This is a genomic window from Rhodopirellula sp. MGV (assembly GCF_002251265.1).
Taxonomy (GTDB): Bacteria; Planctomycetota; Planctomycetia; order Pirellulales; family Pirellulaceae; genus Stieleria; species Stieleria baltica_A.
In genome coordinates, this window is the sequence record NZ_NPDI01000073.1 from 112,436 (window position 1) to 132,760 (window position 20,325).

A 20,325-nucleotide genomic window follows, 5' to 3' on the forward strand; every position below is an offset into this window, starting at 1 on the left:
CCAACTCATTTTTATCTTCCCATGTCGCACCAATCTGACCTGATCGCAACCGATATCAACGCGTATCTGAAGCAGCACGAAAACAAACAATTGCTGCGTTTCATTACCTGTGGCAGCGTTGACGATGGAAAGTCGACGCTGATCGGACGCCTGCTGTACGACAGCAAGATGATCTACGAAGATCAGCTGGCTCAGATCGAAGCGGACTCGAAAATCGTTGGGACCACCGGCGGAAAGTTTGACCCGGCACTTCTGACCGACGGTCTGAAAGCGGAACGCGAGCAGGGCATCACGATCGATGTCGCATACCGGTACTTCAGCACCGCAAAACGCAAGTTCATCATTGCGGACACGCCCGGTCACGAGCAGTACACTCGCAACATGGCAACCGGCGCGTCGTCCGCCGACCTTGCGATCTTGATGATCGACGCTCGCCACGGCGTTCTGACACAAACCAAACGGCACTCGTTTATTGTGTCGTTGCTGGGGATTCGTCACATCGTCGTGGCCATCAACAAGATGGACTTGATCGATTACGACGAACAAAAGTTCGAAGCGATCTGCGACGACTATCGCAATTTTGTGACCCGCCTGGACTTGCCCGATTTGCACTTCATCCCGATCAGTGCACTCGACGGCGACAACGTGGTTGAACGCAGCGAGAAAATGCCGTGGTACACCGGTTCGACACTGATGAACTTCTTGGAAACGGTCTACATCGGTAGCGATCGCAACCTGCAAGACTTCCGGATGCCGGTCCAATTCGTCAACCGCCCCCACTTGGACTTCCGCGGTTTCTGCGGAACGATTTCGTCCGGAATCGTTCGCAAGGGCGACGAAATCATGGTGCTGCCCAGCAAGCAAACGTCCAAGGTAAAATCAATCGTCACCTATGACGGTGAACTTGACGAAGCATTTGCCCCACTTGCGATCACGCTGACTCTGGAAGACGAAATCGACGCGTCACGCGGCGACATGATCGTTCGTCCCGGCAACGTACCTAAGTCTCGTGATTCCATCGAAGCCATGCTGGTTTGGATGAACGAGGAATCGATGGTTCCGGGCAAGACCTATCTGTTCAAACACACGACGCAAACGATTCCCGGCACGATCGACACATTGAACTATCGTGTCGACGTTAACACGCTGCACCGCGATCCCGCGCCGGAGTTGGCACTCAACGAAATCGGACGCGTCGGCATCACCCTGTCGGCACCAGTGCACTTCGATGCCTACCGCCGCAACCGTTCGACGGGTGCATTCATCGTGATCGACCGGATTACCAACGCCACCGTCGCCGCAGGAATGATCCTCGACAAAGCAGGCGACGGTAAATCCAAATCGGTTTGGGACGAAGACACTTCGGCAACCAGCGGCGAAGACGTCGATATTTCGGCCGTCACCGATGATGAACGGGCCGCACGATTTGGCCAAAAACCCGCGACTGTCCTACTGACCGGTTTGACTGGGTCGGGCAAAACTTCGATTGGACAAGCGGTCGAACGAAAGCTGTTTGACTCCGGTCGCGCGGTGTCATTGATCGATGGCGAATATCTTCGTAAAGGACTCTCACGCGACCTTGGCTTTAGCGCCGAAGACCGCAGCGAAAACCTGCGTCGAAGTGCTTACCTGGCACATGCACTGAATGATGCCGGTATGATCTGCATCGGCAGCTTCGTGGCACCTAGCGAAGACGTCCGCAACCGAGTTGCCAAAGTGATTGGCGAAGATCAATTCTTCGTGGTCCACGTTGCCACACCAATCGAAGTCTGCCGCGAACGAGACAGCAAGGGACAGTACGCCAAAGCAGACGCAGGCGACCTGCTGAATTTTCCCGGTGTCACGGCGGACTACGAAGCTCCTGCATCACCAGATTTGGTTGTCGATACATCGAAAGATTCGATCGACGAATGTGCGAACCAGGTCATCGAATTGCTCCGCGGCAAATCGATTATCAAATAGGGGCCGCCTTCTCAAGGAGCCGACACGAACGCTCGTTCGACGGGCGTTTCAGATGGCTTTTTCAAGGTGAAGACCAACCATCGTCCCTGTTTCTGATGAGGCAGGTTGTAGTTGGTCGCCGCCTGGAAAGTGAAGCTTAGCAGTCGTGGATATGAAGCGGCATACGCCAGCAGCGCGCCGCTGTCTTCGTTGGCTTCAACCCATTGCCGATCAAGCAAGACTTCGGTCATCGCATTCGGATTCGGCGGAGGCAGCTCACTCGAATCAGCCAGTCGATCAGCATCCACCTTAGCACCATCGGTCTCATTCACATGGACGACAAGGTAGCCGTCGTCACTGCGGAAGCGCAAACTGGGAGTTTTGCCGTACCATGGCTGGCCGTCGAGATTCGAGCGTAACTTGGCCCACTTCTCATTTGCCGATTGAAGTTGCTCGTGGACGCGGCTCTCCATCTCTTTGATCAACTCCGTCCGAGCATTGGCGATACAGATCTGTTGCACTTGGTGTTTCGTTTCTGCCATTCGTCGGCTCGCGACTCGATGGACGAGGCGACCTCGCAAACCAGGCATGCTGCTCGAAATCCTTCGGTCAGACTCAACCGGCGTCACCGTCCCGGTCGGTTCCCCTGGGGTAAAACCGCTCTCGTGATCGAACGTCGCGACCATTCCTAAATCGAACGCCATCTTGCTGCGTGAATGGATCGTGGCCGGGCCTTTGTTCCCCTGGGTATGAGCCACGAAGTGCCCTTGAAACCGAATCTGCAGCTTTGCATTTTCATCAGATGGAACAAAGTTGATCAGAATGGTTCCGTTCACATCAGCCGAACCTCGGTTGCGGACTCCCAAAATACAGCAATCGACATCAGTTTCCGTCTGCAACTCGGATTGTGGCGAGAAGACCTCATCCGAGACGCGGACGACGATCGGCGCGTCCAAACCTTCGAGCCGCTGAGGCGAATCGGACCAAGCTGGTGTAGATGCAATCAAAAGGCCGCAAAAGGCTGCTGTGCAGGCCAGCGTCTGTGTGACTGAAAAACGTTGTCGCGACTTGGGGGAAACCGCGAATTTGTATTGGAATAGCGGGAACATCGAAGCTGACCTGCAACCGGGTGACGAGGGCAAGACTCAGAACAGTTCCGCTGGAGTGCAAACCGTATGCCGATTCGATTTGAACGACATCCCGACTCATTTCGTCATTGCGAAAGTGCAGTGTATCGCTAGGAAAGCATCTGATCGCGCAGTTGCCGTCTTTCCTCGAACGAACGCCAACGACGAAAGGCTTTCCAAAACTGCGTCACCGAAGCAAATAGAAATAGGACCGCGATTCCAAGTGACCAACTAAGCAACGATTGCTCGTCCAACGTCACGCTGCCAATCTCCGCGCCAGACAAAAACGTATCCGTCGGAACGAATTGAAAGTTTTGATTCAGGACGACTACCCCCGGGATCGCCACAAGACCGCAGACGACCAACGCCAGAACGCCAAAACAAAGTGCTACAACAATCCCAAGTCTCGACGATGTCGTCGGTTGTGATTTTGGTGCCGCGTAAGGATTTTGCATTGCCGGTCGCTTAGCGTTTGTCATGACCCAAACGGTGAATCGTGTTTTCAATCGTCCCCATCACTTGCCGGCCATCCTCACCCAACAGCTTGTAGGAAATTTGCATCGTCCAAGTCGGTTGGATTTTCGGCAAGACTAGCTTCACCGTTTTGCCGTCCTCCGAAACGTCAACCGATTGCACAGCCAAGAGTTGTTCGTTGTATCGCGGGCTGCCGTAGTTCTTTGTCCGTTTCAAGTCCCAAGTCTCGACCAAGTAGTTCGCTGCTTGTGAGGCGGATACAGGTTCAAGTGGTTCCGAAAATGTGATGACCATCCCTTCGCCGGTAGCGTTTAGGGCAACGGGCAAATGCGAGGGTTCTCCGGTTGCACGAATCCGGTACAGGCCTCCGGGACTTTCTTCTTGATCGCTTCCCCATGCCTGCATTCCACAAGCGTACATTTGACCGTCCTGCGGACTAAATCTTGCTCGCATGATTCCAGTTGGAAATCTCGGTAGCGGAAGCTCGCACATACCGCCTTGCCACATGTCATCAATTTGTTCGTGTGGGACGATAAATACTTTTCCATAGCCGTAGCTAAGATTTAGCAAGCTGCCTTTCAGCGGGCCCCACGCATCGCCTTCGACCCAAACGAGTTCTGATGGCGATCGATCGAACGGTTTGTTCGGCCAACAGAGTGGCTGTTCCATCGCATCATCACTGGAGTCTTGTGGCGCATCATAAGAATACATGTTGCCATAGAACCCGCCTTCGACAACACGGTTAATCCGGTTCATGGGGTTCCAGTGGCCTTCCTGGTCGGTCACAAAGAAGCTGCCATCAGGATTAAGACAAACACCATTTGCCGCCCGAAATCCGTTCGCCAAAATCGTTGTTTGCTCGCCATCGGCGCTGACTTTTAATAGCGTCCCATGATGCGGCACCAATGAATCCCGTGCGTGACGGGCACTCTTCGCGTAATACAGATTGCCCGCATTGTCGGCCTGCAACCCCATTGCGAATTCATGAAAGTGATCGGTGACCTGATGGTCGTTGTTAAAGCATTCGTAGAAGTCAGCCTCACCGTCACCATTTAGATCGTTGAGGACAACAATCTGATCGCGACAAGCGACATGCACGCGGCCGTTGACAATTTTGATGCCCAAGGGATGAAACAGCCCCGACGCAATGCGTTTCCAAGTTAGCGTACCCGATGGATCGCTGATCCCATCGACACGCCAGACGTCGCCGTCGCAACAACAGGCCACCAGTGCGTTGCCTTCGGGATAGAAATCAAGTCCTGACATTCGCAGCCGACTCTTCCACGGATTGTCGATCGGGCGAGTCAACGTATCGACCGAAAAGGCGCCGGATTCAGCGCCGCGCGAGATTTGCGTCTGCAGTTCATGCCACTGCTGCGGTCCACCTTTCGTGAATACGTTCAAGTCTTCTGTCTCTGTCCATGGCATCGCGGCAAGCGATTGAACATTCAACTCACTCGAAAGTCTTATTTGAAAATTGACTGGTGTTTGCTCTGCAGCAATCGCAACGACCGAGTATCCGCCTTGCTGACGAATTTCAAATCCACCACTGGCACTTGCGACGACCTGACCTGAGGGCGCCAGACGCAATTTCAAATCATTCGACGACTTGCCGATATTCAATGTCCGTGTCCACACGCCGCCTTGTTCAACCGATGTAAACGAATGAGATTCCAAAACATCAGCATTGCCCACCGAATAGGACACGATCACTCGCTCAGCATTTTTATACAGGCCTCGATAACGTGCCCAGTGTCGTGGCAACGGACCATACGCGCGCCCGTCCTTTCCGCGCAAGCGAGGATCGTCAAAGGATCCTGTTTTGGGATCGGCCCACCCGGGCCCCGAGACAGAACCGAATGCCAATTGACCGACCGTGCGCGGCGTCAAATTATGATTGCCGTTGAACAGAATTCCGTGCCAGTCGATATAGCCCTGACCTGACCAAGCGCCGGCAACTCGCATCGTGTCGTGGTCGAACGCAACCCAGCGTGATCCTGCGGCGACACCGCCCTGGCCAGAGTCCAAGCGAATCCCGATGCCTTTGTATGCGAAATTGACGTCGTCAGGCCAAACTTCAGCAGGCGGGCGTCCCTCTTCACGTGCCTGTCGTCGTTCTTCATCGGTTATACCGAGACGCGGTTTGGTATCGGGTCCGGTGATCTCGTAAGTGCTGATCAAAAACGGCCCATAGTCCATCTCGAGCCACGGCTCGTACCGCACCGCGGCCGGTCCACGCAGGTCTCCTTTTGGCAGTGACGCCAGATAAGTCTCTGTAACCGGGACGTACTGATCCGCGTTTTGCTTTTTCAAGTACGCTTCGCGGATGTAGTGAATGACGTCGTATTTTTGCTGCGGGACAAGTTGCCGTTGAGGCAACATCATCTTAAAGCCATGCGTGACGGTCTTGTAAATTGAATACGGATCGCTCCCGTTTTTGAACTTGCCGAGAGCGAACCGCAGGGCATTGGGGAGTGACCCAGCTTCCTTTTCCGTACCGTGACAATTGATGCATAGCGAGTTGTAAATACGTTGCCCGTTTGCAAACGAGCGTTCGCCAAGCGACGCGATCATCCCCGCATGGTCGAGATTCGCTTCGTAGGCCGGCAGAGGCGGGGCGGCAATCGAGCCTGGATCTGGTACCAGTGATGCTGCCTTTTCAGGTCCCGCTTGCCCCAACGCGACCACAAACGCGACCAGGTCAAACACATCCGTTTCGTCGCCTAATTGATTGATCAAACCAGTCGGCATGACAGACTTGGCTGGCTTTCGAGCTTCGATGTTGGCGAGTGAGATTGACCGAGGTGCCTCTTCACCTGGCACGGCAAGTTGAACCGTCGTCGCAGATTGCTGGCGGACCAATCCGGTGACGACGACTCCGTCATCAAGTAAGAAGGTCTCAGCAACATAGGGCGCTAAGACCATTTGATTTGGTCGAAGAATCGAATCCAGAACGTGTCGGAACGTTGCTCGCTCGCCGAGTTCCGCCAAATCCGGACCGAGCAGTTTTTGCCCTTCGCCGATGCTGTGACACTGCACACAGCCTAGACCTGACGAATAAAACAGCACCCCGCCACGCTCGACGTCACCCAAGACACGTGACCGCTGAGCTAACTCAGATGCCGATCGTCTGACCAAGTCGTCATGCAACCGCGACTGGGCGTGAAGACGGACGCCCTGGCCCACAACGGCCAAGCAAACCAACAATACTCGAATCATTCTGTACGTCCCAGGTGAGCGTTTCAGAGGCGGGGCGATCTCGAAGCGATAGCACTCGATTCTCGTTCACGCCCACTATAAGGCACTCTTGCCCGGGACACACGTTTTTCGGCTTGGCTGGTCTGCCCCAGCCCAATATTGTCGTTCTGTCTTCCCAATCGCCCCATCAGAGGAGATTCTCAGCAGCCTATTGATTGTTGGCACCAGGCGCCGCAGGGATGTCATCTTGGTCAGTCACTTCGATTTCTGGGACATTGCCCGGACCAATCATTTCGCTCTCTGGTAACGCGGCAACAACCATTGCTTGTTCAAGCGGGTCCAAGCCGAGTGAAAGCTGCAATTCTCCAAGAGCAAGAAACCAGTCCTGCTGTGCTTCGACCAATTTAATCTCGGTCTCGTTGGTCTTTGTTTCGAGCAGATTTAAATAGATCAAATCGATATAACCCTGTTCGAAACCGATGCGATAACGGGCCAAGGTATCGAGTGCCGCGAGAAAAGCTTCTTCACGCTCATCAACAACCTGTTCGGCTAACGACAAACGGTTGTTTGCGACGGCGATTTCGGTCGCGATTTTGTCACGCGTCAAACGCAGTTTTTCAGTCAACTGCCGCATCTTGGCCGACGTCGATTGAATCTTACCGCGAGCTTTACGACGCTGAATCGGCACCTCGCTTTGGATTCCGATCACCAATTCGAATTCGCCTTTATCGTCTTTACTGGACGCCGGCGGACCCACATCTTGGCTAGCCTGTGATACGAAATCCAACGTCGGCAGCATATCGTTACAAGCAAGTTGTCGATCCCAATTGACTTGCTGTAGCTGATACCTCAGCACCAACGGCTCGGGCCGCCGCGTGAGTGCTGCCGCTAACTCCTGTTGCAAATCCAATTGCAAGTTGGATTCAATTGAGGGGAATCGTTTGGGCAGCCATTCATCTTTCGGAACCATCGGCTCCCCTGCGTCATCACGAAGGTACAGCCCAAGCTTGATCGACGACGAGCGAAATTTTTGCTCGCTCTTCAGTAATTCGGCCTTTCGCTCGGCGATCAATTGACGGTTGAAAATCAAGTCAACCCGCTTGAACTTGCCAGCCTCAACACCCACTTGGATTTGCTGAGACCTAACCTCGGCCAGACTCAGTAGCTCTCGCTGTGCTTGCAGAATCGCGCCCGACGCGACCCACTGCCAATAGGCCTGATTAGCGTCACCGGAGGACTTCAAAATTTGCTGAAGCAACTGCGGACCGGCCGCTTGCTGGGCCAACGAGGCTTGAAACACTGCGACACGTTGAGCATCGAGCGCACGGCCGCGCAGCAACGGTTGCACCCAACTAATTTTCCCTTCGCCGCCTTCATGAGTGGCCCGCTCGCCATACCAGGGCTGAAAATAACCGCGGCCAATGCGGTAACCGGTGGAGAGGTAACCGCCCCACCACAGCTGTCGTGCGACGCCAAGGCTGTTGCGATAGTTTTGGTAGAAACCGGTAGGCTCGGAGAGCGACTCGGCCTGAAACTTGGTGTCATACGCACCATAGGCCGACACTCGCTCGCCAGTCGCAACGGACGCGATTTCGCGTGCCTGTTGAATTTCTGGATACGAGCGGTAAAGGCTGGCGACAACGTCCGCCAACTGTAGTTGCTCGTCCGCAACCTCTGCCATCGATTCCGTCCCACCGATGGCAATCGAATCGTCAGCCTGAATCACCTGATCGTCAAATGCCGAGGCTTGGACGATCGCCGACGATGAATCCTCGTTGGACTCCGGATATGCGACGGCGTTGGGGTTTGCCACGAACGCATCAGATTCGACCATCGACAAGAATGCGGCAAACGACTCGCTATCGTTGTGAGTCGGATCGTCAGCCTTCACCACCGAGCTAGCCAGTGGAGCGATCGATAGCGATGCCACTGCCAACGCCAAGCGGAGTCGCGTTAAGCTTTTGGAAGCTTGACTTTGGGGGCCTTTTCGTCTTTCGGCTCTTTGTCCGAAACGATCGGCGGGAATCCGTTTAGTTGACGCCATACTTCATAACCAAGTGGAACTCGACGCAGCAATACCCATCCAGTTGCGCGTACACCTTGACGAAGATATCGGCTATCCGGCCATCCATTCTCCCGCTCGAAATGATTATCGGGTACGACGATTACACGGAAACTTCCGTTGCCATCATCAGTGGGGAAAACTCGGTTGACTTTACCGCCAAAGGACCCCACCGCCACCGAGGGCCAACCGACAAACTGTACTGCTGGCCAGCCTTCAAACTGCATTCGGACCCGGTCGCCTTCTTTGATCAACGGCATATCGTTGCCATTAACTTTCATTTCGACCGCGAGTTGATCAGCGATGGGAACGATCACAAACAATCGCTCGCCCTCTTTAATCGTGTCGCTGCCTGCTCGCCCGTACCACTGCTGGATGTAGCCTGATCGGGGCGCTCGAATTTCCAAACGGTCCAATTCAGAACGTTTGTTTCGGACGTCCAAAATCTCTTTCTCGATCGTGTTCAATTTACTGATCGCATCAAAAACCTTGTTCGCGGCCTCTTGGTTCTTGATCGAGATTTCCTGCTTCTTGGCTTCGATCTCTTCCTCTTTTGAAGCCAGCGTCGCATAGACCTCCTGCACTTTGTTTTCAGACTGCAACACCTTGGCGCGTTGCGCCGCGACGGCCTGCCGCTTTGAGATCAATTCTTCTTGCGAAATCAGCCCCTGCGGAAAGACACGTTCGGCAACCTGCAATTGGTTTTCTTTATTTGCGAGATCAGCCTGCATTGCCGACACTTCGTTTTTGGACTGCTCCCATTTCTGTTGTGCGGCCTCGAGTTCGCGTTCCAACGAATTCTTTAAGCTCGCACCGCTTGACTGCTGCAAGGTTTCGTTTTGCCGCGCGACTTCTAAACTGGCCTTCATCGCGGCTTCTTTCGATTCAAGCGCGATGATCTGGTTGTCAAGTTGTGCGACACCGTCTTCGGCGAATGGAGTCATTCGTAAAAGCAGTTCGCCTTGTTCGACGTAGCTACCCTCGCGCAATCCCGGTTTGACGTAGCTGATCACTCCTTTGGCTTGACTGAGCATCGGTTGCGGACGCTGCTGCGGGTCGAGGGCCACGACCACACCGGTACCACTCGCTGTCTGCCGCCAAGGCACAAAGACCATCGCGAAAATCGACAGGATAAGTCCCCAAAACGTCATGCGGCCTGCGATTCGCACGAACCGACCGGTTCGCACCATCTGCAGCGCGGGGAAGTCGTCTGCGGAGATGTTGCTGGTTGCCATGGGTCAAAACTGCTGAAATGAATCGATTGTGAAAGCGAACGAATCGGGGCTCTGCTAGTTGGCGTGCCCCTGCCAGAACCGTTTTATTGGTGGATCGAAATCTTTTCGTCACAGCGATCGATGATGTCTCGATTCTGAGTTGCGATCAGCACCGTTGTGGGTGGTCCCGACTTGGATAAATATTCAAAGATCACCGCGCTCTCATCAGCTGACAAATAGTCCAAGCAGTGGTCAAATAAAAGCACTGGAGGCTTGAACACAATTGCACGTGCAATCGCCAGCTTCAGCGATTGAGTCGCGTTCAATGGTGCGCCGTCGGTTTGCAAACGGGTATCAATGCCTTGTGGTAGCCTGACAATTAGATCCTGCAAGCCAACCGCTTCGAGCGAGTCTCGAATCGAACTCAGTGTCAAATCGGAACGCCCGAGCCCGACGTTTTCGCCGATAGTGCCATGAAAAATTTCTGGCTTTCCCGCGTATCCGACGAGCTTTCCCGGATCGGCAAGCGCGACTTCGTAGGCATCGAATCGTTCAACTTGGACACTGCCTTGGCTCGGTCGAATCAGCCCCGATACGGCTTTTAGCAATTCCGATTTGCCAAACGAACTCTGGCCGGTCAGCGCGATCATTTTTCCGGCTTCGATCGTCGTCGCGGGTATTTTGATTTTCGACGTGGCGGATTCGAAAACCAGGTCGCTCCAACGGATCGGCAATGCGCCGTACGACAACTTGCCAATGTCACCGCGAGGGTCGTACGACAGGTCCAACAGGTGCCCGACTTTATCGATCCCGGCCATCAAATCATAGAATTTTTCGAGCGACTTACCCGCCTTAGCGAATGCCCCTACGACGACAGTGACGACCAACTCGCTGGCGATCAATTGGCCGAGGGTCAACTGACCTTGGATCACCAACCATCCGCCGAGCCCCAAGAGCGTTGTCGAAGCGACCACCTGCAAACTTACGGCGAAGATGATCTGCCGGATGACCACACCGAACTGACGCTTACGAGCCTTGACGTATTCACTGGTCAATTGATTGGCACGCAAGATCGCTAGCGACTCGCCACCGCTGATTTTGAATGCCGAAGGCATTGCGATAACGTCTTGTAACCAATGGGCGACCGCATATTTCGTTTTCGATTCTTCGATTGCCGTGCGAATACCGCCACGTCCGAGGACCCAGGTTAACACGACCATCGTGATCACCAACACGATATCGAACCCGAGTAGAAACGGATGATAAAACGCCAATAAGACGAGGCCCAAAATTGTCGTCAGGACAATCGAAATCCCGTCAAGTAACAGCGTCGCGCTGGCCTTTTGAATGGTCATGATGTCAAAGACACGGTTCGCCAACTCGCGTGGGAACACGTCAGACATCTGCGCCCGATTGGCTCTCGGAAAACGGTGCGCGAGGTCGCCAACGATACGTACGAATTGCCGACGCTGAACAAGCTCGACAACCCACGTTTGCAAGACATTCAAGACGCCCGCAATCCCCAGACACACCAACAACATTGCCGAAAGGATCAGCAAAGGCTGGAAGTAGATGCCCCAGCTGACGACATTCACCAACCCTTCGATCACCAATGGTGTCGCCAGTCCCAGCACGCCCGCAACGGTCGCAAACAGCACCACCAGGAGGATGTCGTAGCGGTCGAGCTTCAACAGCGAAATAAACCGCTGAAGCGGTGACAGATGATGCCCTGCATGATCACCAGAGACGTTCGGATTGGTGGCTGAAAGGGTTTCACATTCCATCTCTTTCTTCGCCACAAACATTCGGAACTTGCCTGAATCCTTAAGCAGTCGATCCAATTCACTTTGGGTAAGTTCCAGCGATGTCCGCCGCTGGTCAATCTCGAGCATTTGCAGCCGTTGGCCGGATCGCTTTTGCGCGACCAACCACTTACCGTCGCCCAAACGAAACGCTATCGCATAACCTTGTCGAACCGCGGCAAACGTTTCCGAACTGGAAACATAGTTTGTCGGTCGCAAAACAATGCCTGCGTCCATCGCAACGTCGACGACTTGTTGCAACGCCTCTTCGGGCGACAGATTTTCGCGTTCCACCCGTCGCACTGGCCGTTTGTCCAGTCGAAGATCGAGAGCGACAGCGATCGCCTCGACCACCTTTTCGATGGGGCGAAAGCCTTTCAGGTTTGGAGTTGTCGAATCGTTTGAATTGGAATCCATACTCAGTCCCGTGGCGGTAATCGTTCCCGTCACAACGGCCGATTTTGAAGTTCTAGGGCAGGGTCCGACAACTGTACGGACAAGGCGAGCGATTTGGCAACGCTCAAATCCTGGTGGGCATCAACCGGTGTTCACTCTGCGATCTGAAGTTCGCGTTGACGAAACTGGAGGCCCGAGTACCACCAGATCGCTGGCAACCAAATGGCTGCACCAACTGCGCCGCCGATCGCAAACGCGGCCTGGCGTACCCCGAAGAGTGCCGCTGTCGTGGCAGCGGTCCCGAACGCAAACAACAATGGCGGAACCAACGCCAAACCGACCAACATCATGAACACCAACACACGAGCGCCTTGAAAGACGTCGGGCGTCCCTTGTGGCATCGGTCGAATACCAGTCGTGACAGAAACAAAACTGATTACAGAACTCAGGATGAGTGCGAAAACCAGCCCCAGTAGCAAAATAGACACCGCGTCAAACCAGGGCTGTGTGGTCAACGCGATCGCGGGAATTTGTAAAACGCACTGCACCGCGAATAGCGTCGCAGTGCTTCCAGCCGTGGCTCCAATCGCGATGGCGTAGGGCGAAATCGGCAACAAGTAATACCATGTCAGTGTCCGTGGCGGTGCGGTCAGCCCACCCGAAGTCCCCATCGCCACCAAAACGCCCACATACGCTGCCACACCAAATGCTCCCCAAGACACGAACAATCGCACCACATTGGGGATCACTTCGGGGAACACTGTCACATAAACCGAAAGACCTAACGAAGCCATTAGGCTCGCGATCGTTAGTCCAATGAGAAGTTTTCCTGTTCGCCGCCAAGCACTTGTCAACGACAGCCAAGCGACCGGCCCCAAACCGCTCATGTACGGGAGTGCTGGCAAGCTGAAGCGGGCCTTTCGCTCGCGCCCAGACTTTGCCATCCCGGAACTCCCTCGTCGCAGACTTTCCAGTCGTTGCTGTCGCCGGGCCACTCCTTCCACGGCCAACTCGGCAAATCCGCTACTGAAGAGATAACAACTGCAGGTCGTCAGCCCCAGGATTCCGCACGAGATCGACGCGTATTGCAGCAGCTTTAACGTGTCGGATGCAATCGCCGTTTGCACAAAGGGATAGAACGGTGCACCAAGAATTCGCCCCGACCAAGTTGCCGCGATCGCTTGGACAAACTGATCGAACTCAAAATTCGATAGGTGTTGCCTGAATACGAAAACGCTTTCCAACATCAAGACGAACGTCGACGTGATGATCCCCCATCGAAAACAAGCGATCATTCCCGAGGTTAGCCGTGGTTTAATCAACGTGTAATGAAACGCCAGCATGATCATCGTCGCAAACGTCAGCACAACACCGACTAAGCAAGCATCCCACCGGGCCACATGCGGACGGAGCACGACGCTTCCGACACAAAATAGCGGGAGCAACGCAAGCGCAACCGTAATCAATCGATATGACAGAATCTGTGTCGACGTGAACGGTCCGGCGAGAATGAACTGCAATTCGGGTGGACGCAATTCGAGCATCCCGCGACCGCTATCAGTCAAGATCAACCCAAAGAAGACGAGCGAGAGCATGATCGGCAGCACCGGCTGCAACCGCCGTACAGAGCTGGCCATCTCCGATTGATCTGGATGGAAGGCGATCAGTATCGATGGCGCCACCCCAAAGCCGAAGCAGCCAAGTATGAAGACCACGAAGATCAACCCCGTTGGCTTGCGACAGATCTGGCCGAACTTTCGCAGAGCCGCAAAGGCAAGTGCCCCAATCAATCGCAGCAATGCCGGGTGAATCATGATTCTTGGTCGACCGTTTCGGGCTGTCCGGTCAGATGGAAAAAGACGTCTTCAAGCGACCCACGCTCGCCGCCATATTCTCGCCGAGCTTCGGCAAGGTCGCCGGAATAAAGCACCTCGCCACGACGGATCAACACCAAGTGATCCGAGAGATCGTCGACGAGACTGAGCAGATGCGAACTCAACAAGACCGTCGCACCGCGGTCAGCTTGTTGACGAATCGTTTCCTTCAGATGTCGGATGCTAGGCGGATCCAGACCCGTCATCGGTTCGTCGAGAAGCAGTACATCGGGTTGTCGCAAATAGGCACAGACGATCGCGACTTTCTGGCGCATGCCACGTGAAAGTTCTGACGCCAAGGTGTCGCGTTTTTCGGCCAAGTCGAATAACTGCAACCATCGTTCGCCATCCGATTCCCATTGCCGCAATCGAAATGACGACGCGATGAATCGCAGGTGTTCGAAAACCGTCAATGATTCGAAAAGCGGCGGGTCATCTGGGACGTAGGCCAACCGATGCTTGGCCTGCAACGTTTCGCGAGCGAGGTCGAACCCGGCAATTGTGATCGTTCCGTTGGTCGGTCGCAGGATTCCGCACATCGACCGGATCGTTGTCGTCTTGCCTGCGCCGTTGGGCCCGACCAGTGCCGCGACCTTTCCCGCCGGTACAGAGAACGTCACGCCTTTGACAGCGGTGAAGTCTCCGTAACGTTTCACGAATCGTTGCACATCGATCACAACATGTCTCCGGAGAACTATGCCTGACGTTTCGAGAGATCGATTTCGTACAATAAGATGACCGTCACATCACCGCCGGCAAAGGTGTTCATTGGGCCGCTACCTGATGCCGGTGCCGGCGAGTGCCCACCGCTAATCGACAAAACACGGATATCGTTTTTTCGAATGAAACGGTTGATTTGTTTTTCCATGTCTTCCAGTTCGGTGTCGGTCGACTTGAAAATCTTTACCTGCTGCACGTGTCTTCTCATCAAGACGAGGGAATCGGTTAATGCTCAACGAGTCTCGCTCGAGGGCGCTCAAAATCTGTTTAATCTACCATAGCAGGAATAAAACCCTGGGCAGACGGGGCGTCGTTTGATCCCTGGCCGTGACGAAAGAGCAGCGACGAAAGAACCGCACGGCTGACTAGTTTTCTTGCAGCAGTTGAGCGATTTCCTCGTGCCCATATTCGCGTGCAAATTCGAGAGCACGATCGCCATCGACGTCACGCATCGACCGATCTGCCCCCGCTTCCAGCAAAACCTTCACCACGCCCATATTGCCTTCAGCTGCTGCCATCATCAGCGAAGTGAAGTTTTCGCGAGTTTCTGTCTCGTTGATCTCTGCCCCTGCGTCGAGCAAAAGTTTGACGGTCGTCGGTGAGTCCAAACTTGCCGCGTGGTAGAGCGGAAACTGACCCTTGTTATCACGTTTGTTGACGTCCGCTCCTGCTTCGATCAAGACTTGGCAGACTTTGTCATGCCCGTTGTAGGCGGCCATCGTCAACGCGGTGAATCCGCTGGAATCTGCGTCGTCGATTTCCACCCCTTTGCCAATGCACGACTTGACAATTTCTATGTTGCCTTCAAAAGCAGCCTTGCGGAACGCTTCAGGCGTATACGTCACCTCCGAGTTGCGTTTCGCCGCAATCTCTCCGTCGGCGACTTGGACATCGTTGTCTTGCTGGATCGCTGCAAGTTCTGATTCACCGTTGTTAGCAGAATCCGAAAACAGAAAAACAATGGCGGCCGCGAACGCGATGAAAAAGACAACGGTCAAGGCAAGGAATCGAAACATCAGCGGTCACAACATGATAGTGGGTGGGGCACATGGCTGAAGTATAGCGGCCCCTGTCGAGGCTGTATTCCCGGTCCAGCGGGCATCGTAGAGTTCCACCAAATTTCCCAATCCGACCCCCGTTGCAGAATCGATTTCGACATGACCAGCCGTGTCATTTCGGTTTCGATACTTCTCCTGTCGCCGGGGCAATCGAGACAGTCCCCGGGACATTTTTGCAACTTGATCCCCGCCGGAACGATTGTGTTCCGGTGGGGAATCCCCCAACGAGAAGGAGCGTCGCGGTGGCAAAGTATTACGTCGGGTGTGGACAAACGGAACTTGTTTTGGAATCCGAATCGATCGAGTCAGCAGCACTCGCTGTGATGGATCGCGTCTTGGTTCCACACCTCTGGATTTATGACGACCCCGGACTGTCTGACCGTGATTGCTTGGAACATCTAATGCTGGAAGCGCTCTTGCACCTGCCGACCGAGATCTTGGTCAGTGAAATCGGTTTCGGCGGTCGCGACCAAATCTCGATTCCTTTACCCGACACCATCCAACAATGGCACAACTTCATGGTTGGGATGCGTGAGATCTTTACCGAAGCCGGACTCGAACGGAGCGTCGCGGTGTTAGCTGGATCAGAAGTCATCGCCGAGGCGACTTCCGTTCGGAGACTACCACGATGATCACGTCAATCGAGTTCATCACCGTGGATGCGCCACCAAGTTCGCGCTTGTTCGACCGTCCAGGGATACTTGGGGATCAACTGGTCAAGATGCTTGGCCAATTCATCGACCGACCCAAATCGATCATCAACGCTTTTCGCCATACACCGTCTAACGAAGGCAGTGACTTCTTCGGGAATCTCTTCATCGCGATGCACGCTGATACTGATCGGTTGCTCGGTCAACACCAGAGCGAACAGCGATTCCGGGTCACATTCGATAAACGGAGGACGGCCTGACAACAAGAAGTAAGCGATACAGCCGACCGAATAGAGATCCGAACGCGGATCAATCTTGTTCGGTTCTCGATACCGCTCGGGCGCCATGTACATCGGCGTCCCCGCCCAAATCGTTTCCGTCGTTTGATATGAATTAGAAGCTGGGTGCAACGGTTTTGCCAAACCGAAATCAAACACCACCGCCCAATCACCCACCGACGAATCCATCGACATCATCACGTTTTGCGGCTTCATGTCTCGGTGAACGAGGCCCAAGTGATGTGCTTCACCCAACGAATCGCAAATTTGGCGGAGGATGAATAGAACGCGCCCGATGTCTTGAATCCCACTTCGTGCGACCACATCATACAACGTGATCCCTTGTAGGTACTCCATCACACAGTACGCTTCGCCCTCTTCGCCACGTCCGTAGTCATAGATGGTGACGGTGTGTGCGTTGCTTAACGATGAAGCCAGTTTCGCCTCGCGATCGAAACGCAAACGGTCTTCGAGATTGTCACGATCGGCTCGCAACACCTTCAGTGCCGTTTCACGTCCGAGCTGACTGTGCTTGGCACGATAGACAACGCCCATTCCTCCGCTGCCCAGCTCGGACACGATTTGATAACGGCTCAAGGGGTGTACCGCCGCCTGAGCAATCGCGGTGCGTTTGGCAATCATGCTCGCCGCCAAGAACGCTGTCAGGGTCAACATACATCCCAGGGTGATAAACCCGTATCGGACAATCCTTGCCGTTTGGAACGCCAAGTCACTCGATCGTTCTACGACGACGCCGATTTGGTACTGTTCGATCCATCTCCATGCGCCAACCACCGAATCCCCAGCGTAGTTCGGGTATGGCGTTAACATTGATCCGTTGTCGCCATTCGAAACGCCGAAGACCGCGTACGTGAGCGGCTGACGCCGGCGAAGTTTAGTGGCCAGTTGATCCCTGGCTTTCGTCTCTCCCGGATCGCAGACACGGAGCCGACACGCAACCATCCTGCGCGCTTGACCGCCAGCGTCGCTGACGTTGGAATCGGAAGCGAGCAGTCGCTCCACGGCCAGTGCGCTGTTGCTGACCATGGTGCCAGAAACGTCAACCGCGTAGATATCTTGTCCACCCGCGAGCGATGCTTGCCGGAAAATCTGATCAAAGCTTTCGAACATCCCGAAGCCATGAATCAAGATCGTCGCCACAACATTTGATTCGTCATCTAAGATTGGCAACAGTTCAGCCATCACCGGTTCGGAACTCAACGCGGTGTCTTCGCCCAACAAAGGTTCCAGTGTCCCCGGTCCAAACAATACCGTGTCACCATGAATTGCCCGCGCGAGATAGCCTGCGCCGCCAGGCGGAACCTGCGTACCGATCATGTCGCTGCGTTCATCTGATGCCGCGATCACCCGTCCGGTCCGGTCCCATACTGAGTAACGGACGCTAGAACGTCGCGAAAGAGACTGGAGTTGCGATTGGATCCGGCTAGCGACAGGATTATTTTTCAATCGATTCGAATCGGCGTCCGACCAATCGCTTTGCACAAGTTCGACGATCGCACGGCGGAGATCGTCTTGCTGGCTCCATGATTTGGCCAAGTTCGCTTGGTCGTCCAAGAACCGCTGCACATTCAATTGCACATTGTCAGCGACACCTGCCAATTCGTTGGCCGTTGACCCGCGCAAGCTTTTTACGACCGTGGAATACGTCCACGCGCCAACAAGGATCGTCGGCAGGATGGCAGCCAAAAAAAGCCATCCGGAATTAAATCGCCGATGTCGTCTGACTTTCGATTGCCACAACCCAGGTGATGGTGGCCGACGCGGCGGCGCGGCTTCGTCTTGATAGCGCGGCGAGGCATGGGTTCGCTGTGCACCCTGCATCGTAACCTGTGCAATGTCCCCTCGGTCTTTACTGACGCGTTCGCCGCTTGAATCGGTCTCCGAACGACCGTGCTTCGATTTGGCTGACCCTGATTTGCTGGGGAGTTCACGTTTGCGTCGATTGAATTGACGCTGCGTCCGCCCCGAGGACTCGCCACTGGCGACACGCTGTTCGATTGCTCCCGATTCCGGCATGAAGGGAGAAAGAGTCGGGCTCGATGCAGTTTGGCTGGGCGGCAGTACCGGATGCTTCGCAGAATTGCCTTCAAGCATCGCCGAATCAACGTCATGCTCGTCCAACAGTGATAGGACCTCGTCGACTAACGTTGGATCGTCGCCGCACTGTTGCCGCAGATAGTCCCGATGTTGCTCCGTCGGCAGTTCTTCGACGGCTAGAAACAGAGCGCGAACCTTCGCGTAGCGTTCGGCATCCATCAATCGATCTCGGGTTCCGAAGGCGAATCGCCGTCGAGCTTTTCTTCGTCGCGGCGCAATTCGCGACGCATCCAAGCACGGCTCATTGCCCACTCTTTCTCGACCGTTCGCAGACCTAGTTTCATCTCGGCAGCGATTTCCCGCATGGTCATTCCGCCGAAGAACCGCAATTCGACGATCTTAGCCTGCCGCGGATTCAGACTGGCAAGTTGCTCCAACAGGTCGTCGAGCGCGACAACGTCTTCGTCACGATTGAGTTCGAACGTGACGTCGTCATGTAATTGGCGTCGTTCCCAGTCGCCGCCGCGCTTTAACGACTGAACTTTGCGAGCGTGATCGACCAAGATACGTCTCATCACCGTTGCACCGATGGCAAAAAAATGCGTTTTTCCTTGCCAATTGATTCGCGAGTGATCCACCATCCGCATGTAGGCCTGGTGAACCAACGACGAGCTACTCAACCGGTTCCGCAGCGGTTCGTTTTGTAAAAACCGCCCTGCCAAACGACGCAAGTCGTCGTACATCGCCGAGAAGAGCTTGTCGGTCTCTCCTTCACCGCCCTCCTGGCTTCGATTGATCAGTTCGGTCACGGACGTCATGATTTCAGCTTCACTTCACTCGCAGTCTACGTTGTCACGGTTGCTCAACACTCATTCCACGTCATCGAGGCTTGCAACCCGACACGAGCGTCCCAGACGATTGATTTCAATGCCAATCGACCACAACGATTCTGCCCAAATTGCCCCATCCCAGTTTAACCGATCCCGGTCAAACTTGTATGACTCCACAGTGTGTCCCGGTGCATTCCGCATGGCACAAAGGGCAATGCAATGGAATCGCATTGAAACGACAAGTGAGAACGCCGTTGCGATCGTTTAAGGGGCGTTATCCGGTTTTTCACGACGGAAGACAGCAACGATGTCGTCAACCGGAATGACAAACAGTTGATTGTCATGCTCCAAATCAACCGGGATCGCGTTCTTGGGATGAAATAAGATTTTGTCGTACTGCCGGAGCGGTAACTCTTCGTCGTTTTCGACCACTGCACTGATGGTGACGATCCGCCCGGTGATCGTCGGAATCTCTGCAGCATCGGGTAGTGCAATACCACCACGTGTTTCGCGTTTCGGTTCGTCCTTGCGGACCAATACTCGATCCCCGATCGGCTCGACATACTCGAACGTCGCGTTTGCAGTTTTCTTCTTCGCCATTTCCTCTCCAGAACACAGTTTCGTACGGGCGATGCCGCTTTTG

At 54.4% G+C, this 20,325-nt stretch carries 15 protein-coding genes; 2 read left to right on the forward strand and 13 right to left on the reverse strand.

Going from position 1 to position 20,325, the window contains the following annotated elements; translation table 11 throughout:
* The first annotated feature begins 21 nt into the window (after nucleotides 1-21).
* The gene (gene cysN, locus CGZ80_RS25525; RefSeq protein WP_094418510.1) at nucleotides 22-1,962 is read left to right on the forward strand and encodes a sulfate adenylyltransferase subunit CysN; all 1,941 of its coding nucleotides are present in this window, start codon (nucleotides 22-24) and stop codon (nucleotides 1,960-1,962) included.
* Nucleotides 1,963-1,973: 11 nt separating this feature from the next.
* Here the strand turns inward: cysN and CGZ80_RS25530 are convergent, their stop codons facing one another.
* The 10 genes from CGZ80_RS25530 to CGZ80_RS25575 form a co-directional block, all read right to left on the reverse strand.
* Nucleotides 1,974-3,050, reverse strand: coding sequence for a hypothetical protein (locus tag CGZ80_RS25530; RefSeq protein WP_094418511.1), 1,077 nt, complete (start codon nucleotides 3,048-3,050; stop codon nucleotides 1,974-1,976).
* A 128-nt stretch (nucleotides 3,051-3,178) separates the two neighbouring features.
* Nucleotides 3,179-3,547 (reverse strand): hypothetical protein, encoded by a 369-nt coding sequence (locus CGZ80_RS25535; RefSeq protein ID WP_094418512.1) that lies wholly within the window; start codon nucleotides 3,545-3,547, stop codon nucleotides 3,179-3,181.
* Nucleotides 3,534-6,761 (reverse strand): DUF6797 domain-containing protein, encoded by a 3,228-nt coding sequence (locus CGZ80_RS25540; RefSeq protein ID WP_094418513.1) that lies wholly within the window; start codon nucleotides 6,759-6,761, stop codon nucleotides 3,534-3,536. The genes CGZ80_RS25535 and CGZ80_RS25540 overlap by 14 nt, the downstream gene beginning before the upstream one ends.
* 187 nt (nucleotides 6,762-6,948) lie before the next feature.
* Nucleotides 6,949-8,670, reverse strand: coding sequence for a TolC family protein (locus CGZ80_RS25545; protein ID WP_233148669.1), 1,722 nt, complete (start codon nucleotides 8,668-8,670; stop codon nucleotides 6,949-6,951).
* 23 nt (nucleotides 8,671-8,693) lie between these two features.
* Complete coding sequence (locus tag CGZ80_RS25550; protein WP_094418514.1) at nucleotides 8,694-10,037, reverse strand: HlyD family secretion protein; 1,344 nt, start codon at nucleotides 10,035-10,037, stop codon at nucleotides 8,694-8,696.
* Between the two features lie 83 nt (nucleotides 10,038-10,120).
* On the reverse strand, nucleotides 10,121-12,235 hold the full coding sequence (locus tag CGZ80_RS25555; RefSeq protein ID WP_094418515.1) for a peptidase domain-containing ABC transporter: 2,115 nt from the start codon (nucleotides 12,233-12,235) through the stop codon (nucleotides 10,121-10,123).
* A 131-nt stretch (nucleotides 12,236-12,366) separates the two neighbouring features.
* A complete protein-coding gene (locus CGZ80_RS25560; RefSeq protein ID WP_094418516.1) occupies nucleotides 12,367-14,028 on the reverse strand; it encodes a putative ABC exporter domain-containing protein in 1,662 nt (553 codons plus the stop codon).
* On the reverse strand, nucleotides 14,025-14,744 hold the full coding sequence (locus CGZ80_RS25565) for an ABC transporter ATP-binding protein (protein ID WP_233148670.1): 720 nt from the start codon (nucleotides 14,742-14,744) through the stop codon (nucleotides 14,025-14,027). Before CGZ80_RS25565 ends, CGZ80_RS25560 begins: the two co-directional genes overlap by 4 nt.
* Nucleotides 14,745-14,782: 38 nt before the next feature.
* Nucleotides 14,783-15,016, reverse strand: coding sequence for a DUF4827 domain-containing protein (locus CGZ80_RS25570; RefSeq protein WP_233148671.1), 234 nt, complete (start codon nucleotides 15,014-15,016; stop codon nucleotides 14,783-14,785).
* Nucleotides 15,017-15,173: 157 nt separating this feature from the next.
* The gene (locus tag CGZ80_RS25575) at nucleotides 15,174-15,824 is read right to left on the reverse strand and encodes an ankyrin repeat domain-containing protein (RefSeq protein WP_094418519.1); all 651 of its coding nucleotides are present in this window, start codon (nucleotides 15,822-15,824) and stop codon (nucleotides 15,174-15,176) included.
* Nucleotides 15,825-16,108: 284 nt separating this feature from the next.
* On the opposite strand from CGZ80_RS25575, the gene CGZ80_RS25580 reads away from it, so the two are divergent.
* On the forward strand, nucleotides 16,109-16,498 hold the full coding sequence (locus CGZ80_RS25580; RefSeq protein WP_094418520.1) for a hypothetical protein: 390 nt from the start codon (nucleotides 16,109-16,111) through the stop codon (nucleotides 16,496-16,498).
* A gap of 5 nt (nucleotides 16,499-16,503) precedes the next feature.
* Here the strand turns inward: CGZ80_RS25580 and CGZ80_RS25585 are convergent, their stop codons facing one another.
* From CGZ80_RS25585 to CGZ80_RS25595, 3 genes are all read right to left on the reverse strand, one after another.
* Nucleotides 16,504-19,071: a serine/threonine-protein kinase gene (locus CGZ80_RS25585; protein ID WP_094418521.1), complete on the reverse strand. Its 2,568-nt coding sequence runs from the start codon at nucleotides 19,069-19,071 to the stop codon at nucleotides 16,504-16,506.
* Entirely contained in the window at nucleotides 19,071-19,670 is a 600-nt protein-coding gene (locus tag CGZ80_RS25590) for a sigma-70 family RNA polymerase sigma factor (RefSeq protein ID WP_094418522.1), read from the reverse strand. Before CGZ80_RS25590 ends, CGZ80_RS25585 begins: the two co-directional genes overlap by 1 nt.
* Nucleotides 19,671-19,946: 276 nt before the next feature.
* Nucleotides 19,947-20,282 carry a co-chaperone GroES gene (locus CGZ80_RS25595; protein WP_094418523.1) on the reverse strand — a complete coding sequence of 112 codons (336 nt, stop codon included), beginning with the start codon at nucleotides 20,280-20,282 and terminating at the stop codon, nucleotides 19,947-19,949.
* Nucleotides 20,283-20,325 lie beyond the last annotated feature (43 nt).